This is a genomic window from Isoptericola maris (assembly GCF_048065335.1).
In the GTDB taxonomy this organism is placed as follows: domain Bacteria; phylum Actinomycetota; class Actinomycetes; order Actinomycetales; family Cellulomonadaceae; genus Isoptericola; species Isoptericola rhizosphaerae.
In genome coordinates this window covers 1-20,112 of record NZ_JBLUNY010000004.1, presented here as the reverse complement: position 1 = coordinate 20,112, position 20,112 = coordinate 1, and the positions used below count along the sequence as shown (strand labels likewise).

13 protein-coding genes and 1 pseudogene are annotated in these 20,112 nt (G+C 72.1%); 9 read left to right on the top strand and 5 right to left on the bottom strand.

The features are described from left to right. Positions 1 to 13: 13 nt before the first annotated feature. Positions 14 to 1,447 carry a class II fumarate hydratase gene (locus ACH5HR_RS07995; protein ID WP_402372127.1) on the top strand — a complete coding sequence of 478 codons (1,434 nt, stop codon included), beginning with the start codon at positions 14 to 16 and terminating at the stop codon, positions 1,445 to 1,447. Between the two features lie 96 nt (positions 1,448 to 1,543). Here ACH5HR_RS07995 and phoH2 read toward each other — a convergent pair whose 3' ends face one another. Next, complete coding sequence (gene phoH2 / locus ACH5HR_RS07990; protein WP_402372128.1) at positions 1,544 to 2,881, bottom strand: RNA 5'-3' helicase PhoH2; 1,338 nt, start codon at positions 2,879 to 2,881, stop codon at positions 1,544 to 1,546. Between the two features lie 172 nt (positions 2,882 to 3,053). Here phoH2 and nhaA point away from each other — a divergent pair, with 172 nt between their 5' ends. After that, positions 3,054 to 4,520 (top strand): Na+/H+ antiporter NhaA, encoded by a 1,467-nt coding sequence (gene nhaA / locus ACH5HR_RS07985; protein WP_416477249.1) that lies wholly within the window; start codon positions 3,054 to 3,056, stop codon positions 4,518 to 4,520. Between the two features lie 2 nt (positions 4,521 to 4,522). Here the strand turns inward: nhaA and ACH5HR_RS07980 are convergent, their stop codons facing one another. Further along, positions 4,523 to 5,419, bottom strand: coding sequence for a LysR family transcriptional regulator (locus tag ACH5HR_RS07980; RefSeq protein ID WP_416477247.1), 897 nt, complete (start codon positions 5,417 to 5,419; stop codon positions 4,523 to 4,525). A 135-nt stretch (positions 5,420 to 5,554) separates the two neighbouring features. Here ACH5HR_RS07980 and ACH5HR_RS07975 point away from each other — a divergent pair. The 3 genes and pseudogenes from ACH5HR_RS07975 to ACH5HR_RS07965 all read left to right on the top strand — a co-directional run. Then, positions 5,555 to 6,358 (top strand): annotated as a pseudogene (locus tag ACH5HR_RS07975) (CoA transferase subunit A); the annotation flags it as partial. Positions 6,359 to 6,427: 69 nt separating this feature from the next. Next, complete coding sequence (locus ACH5HR_RS07970) at positions 6,428 to 7,072, top strand: CoA transferase subunit B (protein ID WP_416477497.1); 645 nt, start codon at positions 6,428 to 6,430, stop codon at positions 7,070 to 7,072. Next, positions 7,069 to 8,289, top strand: coding sequence for an acetyl-CoA C-acetyltransferase (locus ACH5HR_RS07965; RefSeq protein WP_416477246.1), 1,221 nt, complete (start codon positions 7,069 to 7,071; stop codon positions 8,287 to 8,289). The genes ACH5HR_RS07970 and ACH5HR_RS07965 overlap by 4 nt, the downstream gene beginning before the upstream one ends. Positions 8,290 to 8,390: 101 nt before the next feature. Here ACH5HR_RS07965 and ACH5HR_RS07960 read toward each other — a convergent pair whose 3' ends face one another. Continuing rightward, complete coding sequence (locus ACH5HR_RS07960) at positions 8,391 to 13,166, bottom strand: NAD-glutamate dehydrogenase (protein ID WP_416477244.1); 4,776 nt, start codon at positions 13,164 to 13,166, stop codon at positions 8,391 to 8,393. A 52-nt stretch (positions 13,167 to 13,218) separates the two neighbouring features. Beyond that, entirely contained in the window at positions 13,219 to 14,775 is a 1,557-nt protein-coding gene (locus ACH5HR_RS07955; protein ID WP_402372135.1) for a helix-turn-helix domain-containing protein, read from the bottom strand. Between the two features lie 157 nt (positions 14,776 to 14,932). Here ACH5HR_RS07955 and aceA point away from each other — a divergent pair, with 157 nt between their 5' ends. The 4 genes from aceA to ACH5HR_RS07935 all read left to right on the top strand — a co-directional run bounded on the left by aceA (position 14,933) and on the right by ACH5HR_RS07935 (position 19,244). Next, entirely contained in the window at positions 14,933 to 16,267 is a 1,335-nt protein-coding gene (aceA, locus tag ACH5HR_RS07950; RefSeq protein WP_416477242.1) for an isocitrate lyase, read from the top strand. Positions 16,268 to 16,294: 27 nt separating this feature from the next. Continuing rightward, the gene (aceB, locus tag ACH5HR_RS07945) at positions 16,295 to 18,022 is read left to right on the top strand and encodes a malate synthase A (protein WP_416477241.1); all 1,728 of its coding nucleotides are present in this window, start codon (positions 16,295 to 16,297) and stop codon (positions 18,020 to 18,022) included. 178 nt (positions 18,023 to 18,200) lie between these two features. Further along, positions 18,201 to 18,629: a hypothetical protein gene (locus ACH5HR_RS07940; RefSeq protein WP_416477240.1), complete on the top strand. Its 429-nt coding sequence runs from the start codon at positions 18,201 to 18,203 to the stop codon at positions 18,627 to 18,629. 66 nt (positions 18,630 to 18,695) lie between these two features. Continuing rightward, positions 18,696 to 19,244: an HAD domain-containing protein gene (locus ACH5HR_RS07935; protein WP_416477239.1), complete on the top strand. Its 549-nt coding sequence runs from the start codon at positions 18,696 to 18,698 to the stop codon at positions 19,242 to 19,244. Positions 19,245 to 19,458: 214 nt separating this feature from the next. Here ACH5HR_RS07935 and ACH5HR_RS07930 read toward each other — a convergent pair. Then, positions 19,459 to 20,112, bottom strand: a 654-nt coding sequence (locus ACH5HR_RS07930; protein WP_416477238.1) for a PKD domain-containing protein, incomplete at its 5' end; no start/stop codon positions are given.

Sequence of the window (20,112 nt, the reverse complement as noted above, 5' to 3'; positions counted from 1 at the left end):
GCACGATAGACGCATGACTTCCGACACCGTCGCCGGCGGCGCCGACGCGCCCGAGACCGAGTACCGCATCGAGCACGACACGATGGGCGAGGTCCGCGTCCCGGCCCGAGCCCTGTATCGCGCCCAGACCCAGCGTGCGGTCGAGAACTTCCCGATCTCGGGCACCCCGCTCGAGCGCGGCCACGTCCAGGCGCTGGCCCAGGTGAAGAAGGCCGCCGCCCTCGCCAACGCGGAGCTCGGCGTGCTCGAGCAGGACGTCGCCGACGCGATCGCCGCCGCCGCCGACCGGGTTGCGTCCGGCGAGCTCGACGAGCACTTCCCGGTGGACGTCTACCAGACCGGGTCCGGCACGTCGTCGAACATGAACACCAACGAGGTCCTGGCGACCCTGGCGACCCGCACCCTGGGCCGCGACGTGCACCCGAACGATCACGTCAACGCCTCGCAGTCGTCGAACGACGTGTTCCCGACCTCGGTGCACGTGGCCGCCACCGCCGGCGTCGTGCGGGACCTGGTGCCCGCGCTGGCGCACCTGGCCGACGCCCTGTCCGCCAAGGCGGAGGAGTTCGCCGGCGTCGTGAAGTCGGGGCGCACCCACCTCATGGACGCCACGCCGGTGACCCTCGGCCAGGAGTTCGGCGGGTACGCGGCCGCGGTGCGCTACGGCATCGAGCGCCTGGAGTCGGCGCTCCCCCGGGCGGCCGAGGTCCCGCTGGGCGGCACCGCCGTCGGCACCGGCATCAACACCCCGGCGGGCTTCCCGCAGCGTGTCATCGAGCTGCTGCGCGAGGACACGGGGCTTCCGCTGACCGAGGCGCGCGACCACTTCGAGGCGCAGTCCGCCCGCGACGGGCTGGTCGAGCTGTCCGGTGCGCTGCGCACGATCGCCGTCTCGGTGACGAAGATCTGCAACGACCTGCGCTGGATGGGTTCCGGCCCCAACACCGGTCTGGGCGAGATCGCCATCCCGGACCTGCAGCCGGGCTCGTCGATCATGCCGGGCAAGGTCAACCCGGTGATCCCGGAGGCGGTGCTCATGGTGGCCGCCCGCGTGGTGGGCAACGACGCGACGGTGGCGTGGGCCGGCGCGACCGGCACCTTCGAGCTCAACGTGCAGATCCCCGTCATCGCGCAGGGTGTGCTCGAGTCGATCCGCCTGCTGACGAACGCTTCCCACGTGCTGGCGGACAAGACGGTCGCCGGCCTGACCGCCAACGCGGAGCGGGCCAGGGCGTACGCGGAGTCCTCGCCGTCGATCGTCACGCCGCTGAACAAGGTGATCGGCTACGAGTCCGCGGCGAAGGTCGCGAAGAAGGCGGTGGCCGAGGGACTGACGGTCCGCGAGGCCGTCGTGGCGCTCGGGTTCGTGGAGCGGGGCGAGGTCACGGAGGCGCAGCTCGACGAGGCGCTCGACGTGCTGTCGATGACCCGCCCCCCGCAGGCCTGACCCCTCCCCCGCTTGTGGGTGCACGACACGCCGCTGTGCCGTTCGTGTCAGCGGCGTGTCGTGCACCCACAGCGGGTTCGGGCACGCTTCCCGCAGTCAGATCTCGAGCGACTCCAGCATCTCCGTGACCAGGGCGGCCACGGGCGACCGCTCGGACCGCGTCAGCGTGACGTGCGCGAAGAGCGGGTGGCCCTTCATCGCCTCGATGACCGCCGCGACGCCGTCGTGCCGCCCCACCCGCAGGTTGTCCCGCTGCGCGACGTCGTGGGTCAGCACCACCCGCGAGTCCTGACCGATGCGTGACAGCACCGTGAGCAGCACGTTGCGCTCCAGCGACTGAGCCTCGTCGACGATGACGAACGCGTCGTGCAGGGAGCGTCCGCGGATGTGAGTGAGCGGGAGCACCTCGAGCATCTCGCGATCGATGACCTCCTCGACCACCTCGGGCGACACGAGCGCGCCGAGCGTGTCGAACACCGCCTGCGCCCAGGGGTTCATCTTCTCGGACTCCGTGCCCGGCAGGTAGCCGAGCTCCTGACCGCCGACGGCGTACAGCGGGCGGAAGACGAGGATCTTGCGGTGCTGCCGGCGCTCGAGGACCGCCTCCAGCCCGGCGCACAGCGCGAGCGCCGACTTGCCGGTGCCGGCCCGTCCGCCCATCGACAGGATGCCGATGTCCGGGTCGAGCAGCAGGTCGATCGCGATCCGCTGCTCCGCGGAGCGGCCGTGCACCCCGAACACGTCCTGGTCGCCACGGACGAGCCGCACCTGCTTGTCCGCGGTGACGCGTCCGAGCGCCGATCCGCCGGCCCCCTGGATGACGAGACCGGTGTGGCACAGCAGCGGGCTCGCCTCCGCCACGACCTGCGGGTCGAGGGACGCCAGCTCGACGGTGGAGCCCTCGTACAGCGCCCCGACCTGGTCGTCCGTCATCGCGATCTCTCGCATGCCCGTCCAGCCGGAGTCCACGGCGAGCTCGTGGCGGTACTCCTCCGCGCGCAGCCCGACCGCGGAGGCCTTGACGCGCATGGGGAGGTCCTTCGAGACCACCGTGACCTCGCGTCCCTCGGCCGCCAGGTTGGCGGCCACCGACAGGATCCGCGTGTCGTTGTCCCCGAGCCGGAACCCGGCGGGAAGCACCTGCGGGTCCGTGTGGTTCAGCTCGACCCGCAGGGTGCCGCCGTCGTCGCCGATCGGCACGGGAGCGTCGAGGCGACCGTGCTTGATCCGCAGGTCGTCGAGCGCGCGCAGAGCGCTGCGGGCGAAGTAGCCCAGCTCGGCGTGGTGCCGCTTGGCCTCGAGCTCGGTCACGACCACGACCGGCAGGACGACGTCGTGCTCGGCGAATCGGTGGATGGCTCGCGGGTCGGACAGCAGGACGGAGGTGTCGATGACGAAGGTGCGCAGGTCGGTGCTGGTGTTCTCAGTGGCCACGATGTGCTCCTCGCGCAGAGCGGGACGGTGGTGTGGGCGGGCGACCGGCCGAGCGCACGTCGTGCGGCAGAGCCGGGGCCGGCCCTCCTGCGCGGAGCGTGCACTCCATCAGATGGCCTCCCGAGAACGCACAGGGAGTGCGTCCTGCACGTCACGCTACGACGACGACGGCGTGACGGACGTCACGAGACCGGCGCGTCGCGAAGTCGTCGTCGAGAGTTCATCTGCCCGTGCCCGTCGGCGTCCGACCGGTAGTCTGATCGGTGGTGAGCCGGGAAGTCTGGTCGGCGGTACCGGCTGGGACGCCGGCTCGACCCACGCCCTGAACGAACTGGAGCCTCCCCTGAGCACCGACGTCGACAACCAGACCTTCGGACGGCGCCTGTCGCGCTTCCTCTCGCGGGAGACCACCGGCGGCGCACTCCTCATCGGCGCCGCCGCCGTCGCGCTGATCTTCGCCAACTCCCCGTGGCGCGACGCCTACGAGACCCTCTCCCAGACCGTCGTCGGCCCCGCCTCTCTCGGCCCGCTGCACATCCATCTGGACCTGTCGCTGTCCGCGTGGGCGGCGGACGGGCTGCTGGCCATCTTCTTCTTCACGGTCGGCCTCGAGCTCAAGCACGAGTTCGTCGCGGGCTCGTTGCGCAGCCCCAAGCAGGCCGGCGTGCCGATGCTCGCGGCCGTGGGCGGCATGACCGTGCCGGCAGTCTTCTACGTGGTCGCAGTCATCGCACTGGGCGACTCGAGCGCGCTGCACGGCTGGGCGATCCCGACGGCCACCGACATCGCCTTCGCGCTCGCGATCCTCGCCGTCTTCGGCAAGGGCCTGCCGGTCGCGATCCGCACGTTCCTGCTCACCCTCGCGGTGGTCGACGACCTGCTGGCGATCATCATCATCGCGGTCTTCTACACCGACGCGATCCACGGCGCCTGGCTCGGCGGCTCGCTCGTCGTCGTCGCCGTGTTCGCCTGGTACATCCGTACGCGGCGTCCGCGGTGGTGGATCCTCGTCCCGCTCTTCGTCGTCGCCTGGGCGTTCATGCACGCCTCGGGCGTGCACGCGACGATCGCCGGTGTCCTCATGGGGTTCGCGGCCGCCGCCCGCCCGATCCACGGCGAGACCGAGACCCGGACCCACCACTACGAGCGAGCGGTCAAGCCGTGGTCGCAGGGCCTGGCGCTCCCGCTCTTCGCCTTCTTCTCCGCGGGCGTCGACCTGGTCGACGGCGGTGGTCCGGCCGAGATCCTCTCCCAGCCCGTGGTCATCGCCATCGTCGGCGGGCTCGTGATCGGCAAGCTGATCGGCGTGCTGGGCACCACGTGGCTCGTCACACGCGTCACACCGTTGCGGCTGCCCCCGGGCATCGGCGTCCGGGATCTGCTACCGGTGGCGTTCCTTGCCGGCATCGGCTTCACCGTGTCGCTGCTCATCTCCGAGCTGTCGTTCGGGCACGGCTCCGAGCACACGCTGGGTGCCAAGGCGGCCATCCTCATCGCCTCCGTGGTCGCTGCGACGCTCGGCGCCCTGACGCTGCGCTGGGACGCCAAGCAGGACCGCGGGCCGGACATGAACCGGGACGACCTGCCCGACGAGGTCACCACGGTCATCGGCGACGAGGAGGACCGCAAGGAGCACTGAGCTCAGCGGCCCAGCAGCGCGTCCCGCTGCATCTCGACCTGCCGTCGCAGGGCCACCAGGACCGCTGCGACGGCGGGACGGCGCCAGGACTCGGGGTGCACGAGCGCCCGGTACGGCAGCCGGTCACGCACCTCGTCCGGCAGCAGCCGGACGAGGTCCGGGTGCCGGTCGGCCGCCAGGCACGGCACGAACCCGACCCCGGCGCCCGCCCGCGTGGCCTCCACGTGCACGAACACGTTGGTGGACGTCATGGCGTCCCGGATGCCCGGGACGAGCCGGCGCGGGGTGTCCAGGTCGTCGACCTGCAGCATCGAGTCGATGAAGTGCACGAGCCCGTGCCCGGCGAGCTCGGCGACGGTCCGCGGCGTGCCGTGCTCGGCGAGATAGTCCCGCGACGCGTACATCCCGAGCTCGAACTCGCCGAGCGGCACCACCTGCGCACGCGGTGCGGGGGCATCGCCGACGACCACCTCGATGTCGACACCCGACCGGTGCTGGGCCGGACGCCGCGTGACGGTGACGGCCTCGACGGTCAGGTCGGGGTGGTCGCGCCGCAGCCCGACGACGGCGGGCGGCACCACGTAGGCGCTGAACGCATCGGTGGCGGTCATCCGGACCACCCCCATGACGGGGTCGGTCTCGCCGTCGTCGGCCACCAGGCGCCCGACGGCGTCCGAGACGGCCTCGGCGGCGCGCGTCGCCCGCTCGCCGAGGGCGGTCAGCTCCCACCCGTCGGTGCCGCGGACGAGGACCCGGTCGCCGAGGCTGCGTTCCAGGGCCGCGACCGTCCGCGCCACCGTGGTGTGCGTGACCCCGAGCTCGGCGCCCGCGGCGGTGTACCGGCCGGTGCGCGCGACGGCGAGCAGGACGAGCAGGTGGTCGGCGGACGGCGTCGGCATGCCCCCACGGTAGACGGATGTGCGTGCGCGCACACCGGGTGTGCCTCAACGAGCGTTGCGCGCACATCGCGCGCCTGTGACCATCGGAGGACGATCGCAAGACGTGCCCTGTCGACGACGACGCCGGAGGTTGCCATGCCCACCGCCCCGCTCCCGGGACCCGACAAGGTGCTCGCCTCCGCGGCCGACGCCGTCGCCGACGTCCCCGACGGAGCCTCGCTCGCCGTCGGCGGCTTCGGGCTCTGCGGCAACCCGATGGCCCTCATCGAGGCGCTGCTCGGCCGCGGCACGCGCGACCTGTGGGTCGTGAGCAACAACTGCGGCGTCGACGACTGGGGCCTGGGCCTGTTGCTCGGTGCCGACCGGATCCGCCGGATCACGGCCTCCTACGTCGGCGAGAACAAGGAGTTCGCTCGCCGCTACCTCTCCGGCGAGCTGCAGCTCGAGCTCACCCCGCAGGGAACGCTCGCCGAGAAGCTGCGCGCCGGCGGTTCCGGCATCGCCGCCTTCTACACCCGCGCCGGGGTCGGCACCCAGGTGGCCGACGGCGGCCTCCCGCAACGCTACGACGCCGACGGCGGGGTGGCGGTCGCCTCACCCGCGAAGGAGGTGCGGACCTTCGCTGATCCCGCCGCGCCGGACGGCTCCGAGACCGAGTACGTGCTCGAGGAGGCGATCCGCACAGACTTCGCACTGGTGCACGCCGCCAAGGGCGACCGGCACGGCAACCTGGTGTTCCACCGGTCGGCCCGCAACTTCGCGCCGCAGGCCGCCATGGCCGGGCGCGTCTGCGTGGCGCAGGTCGAGGAGCTCGTGGAGCCGGGCGAGCTCGACCCGGACGAGATCCATCTGCCCGGCGTCTACGTGCACCGCGTGGTGCCGGTCGGCACCGGGATCGAGAAGCGGATCGAGAAGCGCACCACCCGTCCCGCCGGGGCGCCGTCGACCCCGGCAGCGAGCCCCGGCCCGGAGACCGACGCGCCACGCCGCGGCCGGACCCGGGACGAGATGGCGGCACGGGCCGCCGCCGAGCTGACCGACGGCTCGTACGTGAACCTCGGCATCGGGATGCCCACGCTGGTGCCGAACCATGTGCCGGACGGCCGCCACCTGGTGCTGCAGTCCGAGAACGGGCTCCTCGGGGTCGGCCCTTACCCGACCGAGGACGAGGTCGACGCCGACCTCATCAACGCCGGCAAGGAGACCGTGACGCTGCTGCCGGGCGCCTCGGTGTTCGACGCCGCCACGAGCTTCGGGATGATCCGCGGGGGCAAGATCGACGCCGCCGTCCTCGGCGCGATGCAGGTCTCGGCCACCGGCGACCTCGCCAACTGGATGATCCCCGGCAAGATGGTCAAGGGCCCCGGCGGCGCGATGGACCTCGTCAACGGTGCGCGGCGGCTGATCGTCCTCATGGATCACACCGCCCGCGACGGATCGCCCAAGATCCTCGCCGAGTGCACGCTGCCGCTCACCGGACGCGGCGTCGTCGACCGCATCATCACCGACCTGGCCGTCATCGACGTGACCGACGACGGCCTGCTGCTCCGCGAGCTGGCCCCCGGGGTGACGGCCGACGAGGTCGTCGCCGCCACCGGTGCCCCGCTGCGGATCGACCCCGATCTCACCCCGTCCCGAAAGGTTCAGCCATGACCCGCACCACCGAAGCGCGCCCCGACGACGTCGTCGTCGTCTCCGCCGCCCGCACCCCCCAGGGACGCCTGGGCGGCGCGCTCTCCGCGCTGTCCGCCGTCGAGCTCGGCGCGGTGGCCGCACGCTCCGCTCTCGCCTCGGCGGGCGACGTCGCCGGTGACGTCGACGCGGTGATCCTCGGCCAGGTGCTGCAGGCCGGCGCCGGTCAGAACCCGGCCCGGCAGACCGCCGTCGCCGCCGGGATCGCCATGGACGTCCCCGCCGTGACCGTCAACAAGGTCTGCCTGTCCGGGCTCACCGCCGTCGTCGACGGGGCGCGCCTGCTGCGCACCGGTGAGGCGTCGGCGGTGCTGGTCGGCGGGCAGGAGTCGATGACCAACGCCCCCCACCTGCTGCCTGGCGCGCGGGCCGGGTTCCGCTACGGTGACGCCACCCTGCTCGACGCCGTCGCGCGCGACGGGTTGTCGGACGCGTTCGACGGGCAGGCCATGGGCCTGAGCACCGAGCAGCACAACTCCGGTGAGGTGTTCGTCTCGCGCGCCGAGCAGGACGAGATCGCGGCCGCCTCCCACCAGCGGGCGGCCCGCGCCGTGAAGGACGGGGTGCTCACCGACGAGATCGCGCCGGTCGAGGTACCGCAGCGACGCGGTGAGCCCGTCGTCGTCTCCTCCGACGAGGGGGTGCGCCCGGACACGACCGCCGACGGCCTCGCCCGGCTGCGGCCCGCCTTCTCCTCCGACGGGACGCTCACCGCGGGCAACTCCTCGCAGATCTCCGACGGCGCGGCGGCGCTCGTGCTGACCACCCGCGACCGTGCCGAGGCAGCCGGGGTGCCGGTGCTGGCGACGGTGCGCTCGGCCGGCCAGGTCGCCGGGCCGGACACCTCCCTGCACTCCCAGCCGGCCCGCGCGATCAGCGCGGCGCTGGCCCGCGAGGGCTGGACGCCCCAGGACCTGGACCACGTCGAGATCAACGAGGCCTTCGCCGTCGTGACGGCCGTGTCGACGCGCGTGCTCGGGATCGACCCCGAGATCGTCAACCCGCACGGCGGCGGCATCTCGCTGGGCCACCCGATCGGGGCGTCCGGTGCGCGCCTGGCCGTGCACGCAGCGCACCAGCTCGCGCGGGGCCGCGAGGCCGGGCGCGGTGGCTCGCGTGCCGCCGTCGCGCTCTGCGGCGGCGGCGGCCAGGGCGAGGCGCTGCTCCTCGAGGCCTGACCCGCCCCAGAACGTTGTGGGCGCGATTTCTGGCCCGATATGCGCCATATGCGCCCATATCCGGCCCAGAAATCGCGCCCACAACGCTCGGGGGGGCTTGTTTACCGGACGAGGGAGCGGAGCTGCCGCAGCGCCACCGAGAGCGTGGCGATACCCGGCCGGTCCACGGCGCGCGCCATGGCCAGCGCGTCCATCGCCCGCAGCGCCGGTGCGCCCCCACCCTCGAGCCACCGCTCGATCCGCTCCGCGGCGTCACCGGAGTCGGTACCGTCCAGCACCGAGGCCGTCAGCGCGATGGTCACCGCGTAGACGTCGTCGCGCAGCGCGGCGCGGGCCATCGAGTCCCACCGGTCGTCCTGCGCCAGACCGGACACGTTGGTGAGCATGTCCCCCACACCGAGCCGGCTCGTCAACGTGAAGTAGGTCCGCGCCACCTGGTCGAGCTCCCAGCCGCGCTGTGACGCCAGCTCGGCCACGTCGAGCAGCGGCAGCGAACCGAGCAGGCCGGCACCCCGCCGCGCGAGCTCCGGGCCGCAGCCCGCCGCCTCCAGGCTGGCGACCCGCTCCGTGAAGCGCTCCAGCTCGGCGCCCTGGAGCAGGTCGTCCAGCCGGGCGGCGTAGGAGCGGACGGGATCCGCGTACGCCTCGATCTCCTGACCGACGTCCACCCGGTCCGACCGGTGCTGCACGAACCACCGCGCCGTCCGGTCGAGCAGCTGACGCAGCTCCAGGTAGAGATCGGTCTGCACACGTGCCGCCACCACGTTGTCGGTGGCCTCCACGGCAGTGACGAACCCGCGCAGGTCGAGGATCTCCCGGGCCGCGACGAACGCCCGCGCGATCTGCTCCGTCGGCGCGCCGGTCTCGTCCGCCGCACGGAAGGCGAACGTGATGCCACCCCGGTTCACCATCGAGTTCACCACGGCGTTGACCACGATCTCGCGCCGCAGCGGATGGTCCGCGAGGTCCCCCGCGTAGCGGTCGCGCACCTCCTGAGGGAAGTACTCGGCCAGCGTGCGGGCGAACCACGGGTCGTCCGCCAGGTCCGTCTCGGTGAGGTCCGCCTTCAGGGCGAGCTTCGTGTAGGCCACGACCACCGCGAACTCCGGGCGGGTCAGCCCCTGCTGCTGCTCGACGCGCTCGGCGACCTGGACGCCGTCGGGCAGGAACTCCAGGGAGCGGTCCAGCTCGCCGCGGCCTTCGAGCCACTCCATGAGCCGCTCGTGCACGGGAAGCATCTCGGCGGCGTTGGCCCGCGAGTTGCCCAGCAGCACGTTCTGCTCGTAGTTGTCGCGGAGCACCTGCTCCGCGACCTCGTCGGTCATGGACTGCAGCAGCTCGTTGCGCTCGTCGATCTCCAGCCGATCGTCCCGCATCACGTCGCCGAGCAAGATCTTGATGTTCACCTCGTGGTCCGACGTACCGACACCGGCCGAGTTGTCGATCGCGTCGGTGTTGATCTGGACGCCGGCCAGCGCCGCCTCGACCCGGCCCCGCTGGGAGACGCCGAGGTTGCCGCCCTCCCCCACGACCCGGGCACGCAGTGCGGCACCGTCCACGCGGATCGCGTCGTTCGCCCGGTCGCCGATCTCGGCGTTCGTCTCGGTGGAAGCCTTGACGTACGTCCCGATGCCGCCGTTCCACAGGAGGTCGACGGGCGCCAGCAGCACGGCCTTCTTGAGCTCGGCCGGCGTGAGGCTGGTGACGCTCTCGTCGAGACCGAGCACCTCGACCATCTGCGGCGTCACCCGGACGGACTTGGCCGACAGCGGGAACACGCCGCCACCGGCCGAGATCAGGTTTCGGTCGTAGTCGTCCCACGAGGACCGCGGCAGCTCGAACAGCCGCCGCCGCTCCGCGAAGGAGGCCGCGGCGTCCGGGGCGGGATCCACGAAGACGTGCCGGTGGTCGAACGCGGCCACGAGCCGGATGTGCTCGGAGAGCAGCATGCCGTTGCCGAACACGTCCCCGGACATGTCCCCCACGCCCACCACCGTGAAGTCCTGCGTCTGGGTGTCGTGACCGAGCTCGCGGAAGTGCCGCTTCACCGACTCCCAGGCGCCACGGGCCGTGATGCCCATCGCCTTGTGGTCGTAGCCGGCGGACCCGCCGGAGGCGAACGCGTCGTCGAGCCAGAAGCCGTACTCGGCCGAGATCTCGTTCGCGATGTCGGAGAAGGCCGCCGTGCCCTTGTCCGCGGCGACCACCAGGTACGGGTCGTCCCCGTCGTGACGCACCACCCGGTCCGGCGGCACCACCTCGGTGCCCTCGCGGTTGTCGGTGATGTCGAGCATCCCCCGGATGAAGGTGCGGTAGGCCGCCTGCCCCTCTGTGAGCCAGGCCACCCGGTCGCCCGGGTCCGGCAGCTGCTTGGCGACGAACCCGCCCTTGGACCCCGTCGGGACGATCACGGCGTTCTTGACCATCTGCGCCTTGACCAGGCCGAGCACCTCGGTGCGGAAGTCCTCGCGCCGGTCGCTCCAGCGCAACCCGCCGCGCGCCACCTTGCCGAACCGCAGGTGCACGCCCTCGACCCGCGGCGAGTACACCCAGATCTCCGCCATCGGGTGCGGTGGCGGCAGGCCCGGCACGCGTGCGCAGTCGAGCTTCATCGACACCCACGGCTTCGGCTCGCCGTCGGCGTCGCGGGTGTAGAAGTTGGTGCGCCAGACGGCGTCGACGACGCCGACGAAGGAGCGCAGGATGCGATCGTGGTCGAGGCTGGCGACGTCGTCCAGGGCGGCCAGCAGCGCGTCGGTCGCCTGCTGCGCCCGCTCGGCACGGTCGCCCTCGGCCTCCGGGTCGAAGCGCACGGCGAACAGGCGCACCAGGTCGGCGGCCAGCTGCGGGTACGCGATGAGGGCCGCGTCGATGTACTCCATCGAGAACGCCGAGCCGGCCTGACGCAGGTACCGCCCGATCGACCGCAGGACGACGATGTCCCGCCACGACAGCCCGGCGCGCAGGACCAGCGCGTTCAGCGCGTCGCTCTCGGCGGCGCCGGACCACACGGCGCAGAAGGTCGCCTCCAGGGCCGCCGCGGTGGCGTCGTCGCCCCACAGGTCGGGGTCGGAGACGGTGAGTCCGAAGTCGGAGATGTGCCGCGTCTCGCCGTTCTGGAGGTTGATCGTGTACGGCCGCTCGTCGATCACGTCCACGCCGAGGTCGGTCAGCAGCGGCAGCACCTGGGTGAGCCGGTGCTCGCGCAACGAGGCCAGGGTCAGCCGGCGGACGCTCGGGTCGTCCCCCTCCGGCGTGTACAGGTGCACGGCGATGGGATGGTCCTCGGTGAGCCCGTCGAGACGCGACATGTCGCCGACGGCGGCCCGCGGCGTGACCTGCTCCTTGTAGGCCTCGGGGAAGGCCGAGCCGTAGCGGCCGAGGATCTCCGCCGCACCCTCCTCGCCGTGGACGTGGTGCAGCTCGTCGACGACGGCCGCCTCCCAGGTGCGGATGGCGTCCTCGAGCCGGCGCTGCAGCTCCGCCTCGTCCACGGCGGGGATCGCGGCGTCCCGCGGGACGCGCACGACGAAGTGGAGCTGGGCGAGCGGCGAGTCGTCCACCCGCGTCGTGTGCTCGACCCGCTCCGCGTCGAACGCCTCGCGCAGCAGTGCCTCGATGCGCAGCCGCACCGTGGTGTTGTAGCGGTCCCGCGGGAGGTACACCAGGGCCGAGACGAACCTCCCGAACTCGTCGGTCCGCAGGAAGATGCGGGTCCGGCGGCGCTCCCGCAGACGCGTCACCTCGCCGGCGACCTCCGCCAGGTGCTCCGCCGAGTCCTGGAAGAGCTCGTCGCGCGGGTACTGCTCCAGGGTCTGCAGCAGGTCCTTGCCGGAGTGGGAGGTGGGCGCGAACCCGGAGGCCCGCAGCACCGCCCTCACCTTCGGCGCGACGATCGGCAGGGTGAGCACCGACGCGGCGTACGCCGCGGAGGTGAACATCCCGATGATCCGCCGCTCTCCGGTGACGTTCCCGTCGGCGTCGAAGGTGCGCACGCCGACGTAGTCGAGGTACACGTCGCGGTGGACCGTCGCCCGGGAGTTCGCCTTGGTGATGGTGAGCAGGCGCGGCTCGCGCGCGGTGCGTCGCGCCTCGGGGCGCAGGTGGACGACGGCGGAGGTCGGCTTGCGCAGGATCCCCAGCCCCGTGTGGGGCAGCGGGCGCAGCACGTCCTCGCCGTCGAGGGTGTCGAGGGTGTACTCGCGGTAGCCGAGGAACGTGAAGTGGTCCTCGGCCAGCCAGGTGAGGAACTCGATGGTGGGGGCGACCGAGGCCGGGTCGACCGTCCCCGGCGGCTGCACGCGCAGGTCGGTGCAGATGTCGAGGCAGGCCCGGCGCATCGCGGACCAGTCGTCGACCGACGCGTGCACGTCCGCGACCACGTCGCGCAACCTGGCGACCAGCGCCTCGCGCTCCTCCTGGCTGGCGATCCGCTCCGTCTCCACGTGGATCCACGACTCGAGGCGGCCGCCGTGGGCGCCGATCTCCAGCAGCTCGCCGTCGTCGTCGCGCCGGACGGCGAGCACCGGGTGCTGCAGCAGGTGGAGCGTGGAGCCGTGCCGGGCGACGGCCGCGTCGACGGAGTCGACGAGGAACGGCGCGTCGTCGGTGCAGACGTCGACGACGGTGCGCCGCGACGTCCAGCCGTCCTCGCGGAGCGTGGGGGTGAAGACCTGCACGAGCGTCTGGCCGGGCTCACGGCGCGACACGAGCTGGACCGTCGACACGGCGGCGCCGACGACGTCGCGCGCCTCCCGCTCGCCGAGATCCTCCGCGGAGTATGCCTCCAGCAGCGTTCGCACATGGCCCTGCAGCTCGGCGGGGAGGCCCTCCACGGCCTCCAGGACCTGCGGGTCGGAGACAGCGACGTCGGTCATGTACCTCTTCGTTCTACGTCGGGACGTGGACCGTGACCTGGTGGACTCGATGCTATCCAAGGGGCCGGGTCACGCCAGGCGAGAGCTCGCCGTCGTGCTCCGCGGCCGGTGCGTGCCGCTCGAGGAACTCGTAGACCTCGGTGGTGTCGACACCGGGGAACGCGCCGGACGGCATCGCCGCGAGCATCGAGGCGTGCGGGCGGGCGCTGGGGAGCGCCTGGCCCGCCCACCGTTCGGCCAGGGGCTGCGCCGGCTGGCGGCAGCACGAGTCGTCCGGGCAGCGTGAGGTGGACCGCGCCGTCGTCTCCCGGCCGAGGAACCACTTGACCTGCGCGTACGGCACGCCCACGCTCACCGAGAACCGGCCGTCCGGCGTGTCCGAGACGCGGGAGGTGCACCAGTAGGTCCCCGTCGGGGTGTCGGTGTACTGGTAGTACGGGCTGAGCCGGTCCTGGATCCCGAACACGACCCGCGCCGTCCACTGCCGGCACACGTGCTGGCCCTCCACCGTGCCGAGCGCGTCGGCGGGGAACCGCACGCCGTCGTTCTCGTACGCCTTGTGGATGGCGCCCGACTCGTGGACCTTCATGAAGTGCACGCCGATGCCGAGGTGGCGCGTGGCGAGGTTGGTGAACCGGTGCGCCGCCGTCTCGTAGGACACGGCGAACGCGTCGCGCAGGTCCTCGATGGAGATCGCCCGGGCGTCCTTCGCCTCGCGCAGGTGCTTGACGGCGTCCCGCTCCGGCAGCAGCAGCGCCGCGCACAGGTAGTTGGCCTCGACCCGCTGCCGCAGGAACTCCGCGTAGTCGCCCGGCTCGGCGTGCTCGAGCACGTGCGAGGCGAGCGCCTGCAGCAGGGCCGACCGCGCGTCCGAGCGGCCCCGGATGCCGTTGCTCGGCAGGTAGACGCGCCGGTTGCGCCGGTCGATGACCGCACGCGTCGACTGGGGCAGGTCCGGCTCGTAGTGGATCGAGAAGCCCAGGTGCGCGGCGACGTCGACCGCGGCCCGCTGCGGCATCGGGCCGCGCGTGTGCCCGACGTCGTCCAGCAGGGAGCGCGCCACGATCTCCAGGTCCGGGAAGTAGTTGTCCTGCGCGCGCATGTCCGCCCGCAGCTCGGTGTTGGCGCGGCGCGCCTCCTCGGGGGTGAGCGCGCGCTCGCGGTGCAGCCGTTCCAGCTCGGCCTGCAGCGCGACGATCGCCTCCAGCGCGTCGCTGGGCAGCGACTTGCCCACCCGCACCGGGCGAACGCCCAGCGCGGAGAAGAGGGGGCCTCTTTGCACTCGCTCCAGCTCGATCTCGAGTGCGTCGCGGCGCGACGGCGGCTCCGGCGAGAGCAGGTCGTCGACGCTGGTGCCGAGGGCGCGGGCCACCGCCTGCAGGCGGGCGATCGTCGGTTCGCGCTTGCCGTTCTCCAGCATGGAGACCTGCGACGGTGCACGTGAGATGGCGTCTCCGAGCTCGCCGAGGGTCATCCCCCGGCGCGTCCGCAGGTGCCGGATGCGCCGGCCGATCGTCAGGGCGTCAGGCTCGGTGCCCGCCGGGAGCGCCGTCGGGGGCGCCGCGCCGGTCCGGTTCGTCGTCGTGATGGCCATGGTCCAGCGTGACATGGACCACTGCTTCTGGGAAGCAGAAGAATGCTGATACTTCTTCTCACGAATCCTGGCCGGAGGGCTTGCGCAGGGCGCAGAGTCGTTCTCGAGGGCAGGTCGCCGCACACCACGGCACTGCTGCACCACGAAGGCACCACGACCGGAAGGCACGATCATGACCGCGACGCTCGAGACCGGCTCCACGAACGGCACCACGACCCGGGAGACCCGCCCGGGCGACCAGGTCACCACCGCGGCGGCGCTCGCCGAGCGGTGGGCGACCGACCCGCGCTGGTCCGGCGTCGTGCGCGACTACTCGGCCGAGGACGTCGTCGCGCTGCGCGGGTCCGTCGCCGAGGAGCACACCCTCGCCCGGCGTGGCTCCGAGGTCCTCTGGGAGCTGCTGCACAGCGAGGACTACGTCAACGCGCTCGGTGCGCTGACCGGCAACCAGGCCGTGCAGCAGGTCAAGGCCGGCCTCAAGGCGATCTATCTGTCGGGCTGGCAGGTGGCCGGCGACGCGAACCTGTCCGGGCAGACCTACCCCGACCAGTCGCTCTACCCCGCGAACTCGGTGCCCGCGGTCGTGCGCCGCATCAACAACGCACTGCTGCGCGCCGACCAGATCGACGTCGAGGAGAACGGGGCGCCGACGCGCAACTGGCTCGCGCCGATCGTGGCCGACGCCGAGGCAGGGTTCGGCGGACCGCTCAACGCCTACGAGCTCATGAAGTCGATGATCGCCTCGGGCGCGGCCGGCGTGCACTGGGAGGACCAGCTCGCCTCGGAGAAGAAGTGCGGCCACCTCGGCGGCAAGGTGCTCATCCCCACCAAGCAGCACGTGCGGACCCTCAACGCGGCACGCCTCGCGGCCGACGTCTCCGACGTGCCGAGCGTCATCATCGCCCGCACCGACGCCGAGGCGGCCACCCTGCTGACCTCCGATGTCGACGAGCGCGACCGGCCCTACCTCACGGGCGGGCGCACCGCCGAGGGCTTCTACGAGGTGACCAACGGGATCGAGCCCTGCATCACCCGTGCCCACGCCTACGCCCCGTACGCCGACCTCATCTGGATGGAGACCGGTACCCCGGACCTCGAGCTCGCCAAGAAGTTCGCGGAGTCCGTCAAGGCCGAGTTCCCCGACCAGATGCTGGCGTACAACTGCTCGCCGTCGTTCAACTGGAAGAAGCACCTCGACGACGACACGATCGCGAAGTTCCAGCGCGAGCTCGGGGCGATGGGCTTCAGCTTCCAGTTCATCACCCTGGCGGGCTTCCACGCCCTCAACCACTCCATGTTCGATCTGGCCCACGGTTACGCCCGTGAGCAGATGACGGCCTACGTGCAGCTGCAGGAGGCCGAGTTCGCCTCCGAGACCCGCGGCTACACCGCCACGAAGCACCAGCGAGAGGTGGGCACCGGCTACTTCGACCGCGTGTCCACGGCGCTCAACCCCGACGCCGCCACCCTCGCCCTCGCCGGCTCCACCGAGGCCGCTCAGTTCTGACTCACCCCGTTCTTCCGGAGGTACACCATGACCACGATCACCGACCGCCCCCGCACACCCGAGCACGCGCCGACGCCGCCCCGCGGCATCGCGCTGTCCGACTCCGCCACCGTCGCCGAGGGCACCATGGACGTCGTCGGCCCCCTGGAGCCCGGCTTCGAGGAGATCCTCACCCCGCGGGCGCTGGAGTTCCTGGCCCTGCTGCACGACCAGTTCGCCGACGCCCGCTGCGAGCTATTGCTCACCCGCCAGCGGCGCACGCGGGAGATCGCCGACGGCGCCGACCCGGACTTCCTGCCCGTCACCCGCCCCGTGCGGGACGACCTCTCGTGGCGGGTGGCCGGCTCGGCCGGCGCTCCCGGGCTGTCCGACCGACGCGTCGAGATCACCGGGCCCACCGACCCGAAGATGACGATCAACGCGCTCAACTCCGGCGCCAAGGTGTGGCTGGCCGACGCGGAGGACGCCCAGTCCCCCACCTGGTCCAACGTGATCACCGGCCAGCGGGCGCTGCGCGACGCGATCCGGGGCGAGCTGACGTTCGAGGCGCCGTCGTCGGACGGGGGTCGCACGCCCGGCAAGCGGTACGCGCTGCGGACGCCCGAGCTGACCGAGATGCCGACGATCGTCTTCCGGCCGCGGGGCTGGCACCTGTTCGAGTCGCACCTGGCCTACACGGGCACGGACGGCTCGACGCAGCCTGCCTCCGGGTCGCTCGTCGACTTCGGGCTGTACTTCTTCCACAACGCCGCCGAGCTGATCGAGCGGGGGCGCGGGCCGTACTTCTACCTGCCCAAGCTCGAGGGACATCGTGAGGCGCGGCTGTGGAACGAGGTCTTCGAGCTGGCGCAGGAGGCTCTCGGCATCCCGCGCGGCACCATCCGTGCGACGGTGCTCATCGAGACGCTGCCCGCCGCCTTCGAGATGGAGGAGATCCTCTACGAGCTGCGCGACCACTGCGCCGGCCTCAACGCCGGGCGTTGGGACTACCTGTTCAGCGTCATCAAGTGCTTCCGCAACCGCGGCGACTCCTACGTGCTGCCCGACCGGGCGCAGGTCACGATGACGGCGCCGTTCATGCGCGCCTACACCGAGCTGCTCGTGGCGACCTGCCACCGCCGCGGGGCGCACGCCATCGGCGGCATGAGCGCCTTCATCCCCGACCGCCGCAACCCGGAGGTCACGGAACAGGCGTTCGCGAAGGTCCGCGCGGACAAGGAGCGCGAGGCCGGCGACGGGTTCGACGGCTCCTGGGTGGCGCACCCGGACCTCATCGCGATCGCCCGCGAGGCGTTCGACGCGGTGCTGGGCGAGCGCGAGAACCAGGTGGAGCGGCTGCGCGACGACGTCACGGTGGGTCAGGCCGAGCTGCTCGACGTGGCCTCGGCCCGCCGCGAGGGTGCGACGATCACCGAGGAGGGCCTGCGGACCAACATCTCCGTGGGCGTGCGGTACATCGCCTCGTGGCTGCGAGGTGCCGGGGCTGCGGCCCTCGACAGCCTCATGGAGGACGCCGCCACGGCGGAGATCTCCCGGTCGCAGGTGTGGCAGTGGATGCACTCCGGGACCGTCACGGCCGACGGGGTGACGATCACCCGGGCGCTGTGCGACGCCATGCTGCGGGAGTTCCTGCGGTCCACGCCGCGGTCGAGCGGGGACCGGCTCGACGACGCCGCGGCGATCTTCCGCGAGGTGGCGATGGGTGACGAGTTCCCGCCGTTCCTCACGACGAGCGCGTACGCCCGCTTCTTCTGACCCTCCCCTTCGGTCGCCGAGTATCCAGGTTCGGACCGGTATGGATGCCCATACCGGTCCGGACCTGGATACTCGGCTGTCGGGAGACGCTTCCGAGTCCGTCCACAGGCCGGGCTCGGGGTCGTCACCTGTGGATGGCGCCTGCGGGCGGTGGGCGGTCCCGGGCAGGGTGGCAGCCATGAATCTCACCTCCGCGTCCTTCCGCCCCGGCGACAAGGTGGCCGACGACGGCGCCCTCCTCGAGCTCGCCACCTTCCTGTCCGGCGGGGTCCTCCCCCGCGAGCGGGTCCTCACCCTGACCTGGCTCGACGCGGACGACCGCGTCACCGGCATCGCCGTGCCGGTCCGCGACGTCCCCGAGCAGCCCAGTGCGGAGGACGCCGCCCGGTTCGGCGGCGTGATCGCCTCGGTCACCGGGCAGTCCGTGCCGGGCGGCTCCGTGGTGGCGATGCTCGAGCGACCTGGCGAGCAGTCCGTGACCGCCGCCGACCGGGCGTGGAACACCGCGCTGCGCACCCAGGCCGCCGAGCGCGGCTTCCGGCTGCACGGCCTGTTCGTCGCCGCCGGCGGTGCGGTCCGGCCGCTCGCCCTCGACGACGCCGCCTGAGGTCCAGGACGCGGCGCCTGGTGAATGCGAGAGCGCGGCCGCGACCTCCCTGCTAGTTTCGCCGCCGTGAGCCGCGCCGAGCAACGCCCGCTGCTGTTCCTCGACGTCGACGGCACCGTGCTGCCGACAGGCGGGGTGTCACTCCCGGAATCCCTCGAGGCCTGGTACGCCACGTGGCAGCATCCGAACAACCCGCAGCTTGCTGCCATCGATCGCTCGCACGGCCCGCGGCTCTTGGCGCTCGACTGCGACGTCGTCTGGGCAACAGCGTGGATGCACGACGCGAACGCCGTGATCGCACCGATCCTCGGTCTTCCTGCCCTGCCGGTCGCGGAGATGGGTGTGCTGCCAGGGATCGAGGATCCGGTCTGGGCCGACGACGACGGGTCTGCTGAGCTGAGTTGGAAGACGAAGCACCTGTGCCGGATCGCGGCGGGGCGCCCGTTCGTGTGGATCGACGACGAGCTCACGGCCGTCGACCGCGCCTGGGCGGGCGCAAACCACTCTGGGGCCACACTCCTGCATCGCGTCGACTCGCTGGCGGGTATGCAGGCCAGCGACCTCGACGTCGTCGAGGCATGGCTTCGAGGGCTGGCCGAGAGTGAACCGTCGTGACCCACCACCTGTCCTTCGTTGCCTTCGCCTTCGCCATCGCGCCAGGACCAGACACCCTGCTGGCACTCCGGAGCACGATCGGCGGCAGGCGTCAGCGCGGCGCATGGAGCGTCGATGTCGACCACACCGTGGGCCGGGACGAGTCGGCGGATCGCAGGTGTCCGCACAGCGTGGTTGGCTCCCGCGCAGGACACGGTGATCCCGCGTGGCGTGATCAGGGTTGGACGAGGCGGACCTCGGCGTCGTGGACCTCGATGGGGTAGGTGGTGTCGGTCGTGGTGGCTTGGCCGGGCACGTCGGTCCAGGTGGGGGTGCCGGTGATGCGGAACTGGCCGTGCCAGGTGGTGGTCAGGGTGACCGAGTAGGTGCCGGGGGCGGGGTAGGGCAGGTGGATCGCGGTGGGGGTGTCCCACGGTCCGCCGGGGTGGTCGGTGACCACGGCCTCGGTGCCGTCACCGGGATCCCACGTGTACTCGGCCGGCACGGCACGGATCTGCACGGGCACCCCGAGCAGGGTGGTGTCCAGCATCTGGGGGGTGTCGTCCGTGCGGGGGTGGACCCCGAAGTTGACGATGGCCCAGTCGCGTTCGGCGTGCAGGGCGATCTGGGCGGGGTCGATAGGCATGGCCTTGAACTCGCGGGTGGCGGCGTCCAGCAGGTCGGCCGGGGTGACGCAGGCGCCCTCGTCGACCAGCTCGGCGGGCCTCTGGGCGTCGCCTGGCTGGTCGGTGAGAGCCCACAGCCCGGCGAGCTCGTAGGAGTCCTCGTCACAGTCCAGCCCGTCGTAGGCGATCTCGGTGCCCTCTTCGCACGCCTCGGCCAGCAGGGTCGCGTCCAGGTCCCGCAGCCAGCACTGATGCACCGTGGC

What these genes read in the sequence shown, in the direction of transcription:
- ACH5HR_RS07995 (WP_402372127.1), top strand. Translation starts at nt 14, where the DNA reads ATGACTTCCGACACCGTCGCCGGCGGCGCCGACGCGCCCGAGACCGAG.
- ACH5HR_RS07980 (WP_416477247.1), bottom strand. Translation starts at nt 5,419, where the DNA reads ATGCCGACGCCGTCCGCCGACCACCTGCTCGTCCTGCTCGCCGTCGCG.
- ACH5HR_RS07970 (WP_416477497.1), top strand. Translation starts at nt 6,428, where the DNA reads ATGGCGGCACGGGCCGCCGCCGAGCTGACCGACGGCTCGTACGTGAAC.
- ACH5HR_RS07965 (WP_416477246.1), top strand. Translation starts at nt 7,069, where the DNA reads ATGACCCGCACCACCGAAGCGCGCCCCGACGACGTCGTCGTCGTCTCC.
- ACH5HR_RS07960 (WP_416477244.1), bottom strand. Translation starts at nt 13,166, where the DNA reads ATGACCGACGTCGCTGTCTCCGACCCGCAGGTCCTGGAGGCCGTGGAG.
- ACH5HR_RS07955 (WP_402372135.1), bottom strand. Translation starts at nt 14,775, where the DNA reads ATGTCACGCTGGACCATGGCCATCACGACGACGAACCGGACCGGCGCG.
- aceA (WP_416477242.1), top strand. Translation starts at nt 14,933, where the DNA reads ATGACCGCGACGCTCGAGACCGGCTCCACGAACGGCACCACGACCCGG.
- aceB (WP_416477241.1), top strand. Translation starts at nt 16,295, where the DNA reads ATGACCACGATCACCGACCGCCCCCGCACACCCGAGCACGCGCCGACG.
- ACH5HR_RS07940 (WP_416477240.1), top strand. Translation starts at nt 18,201, where the DNA reads ATGAATCTCACCTCCGCGTCCTTCCGCCCCGGCGACAAGGTGGCCGAC.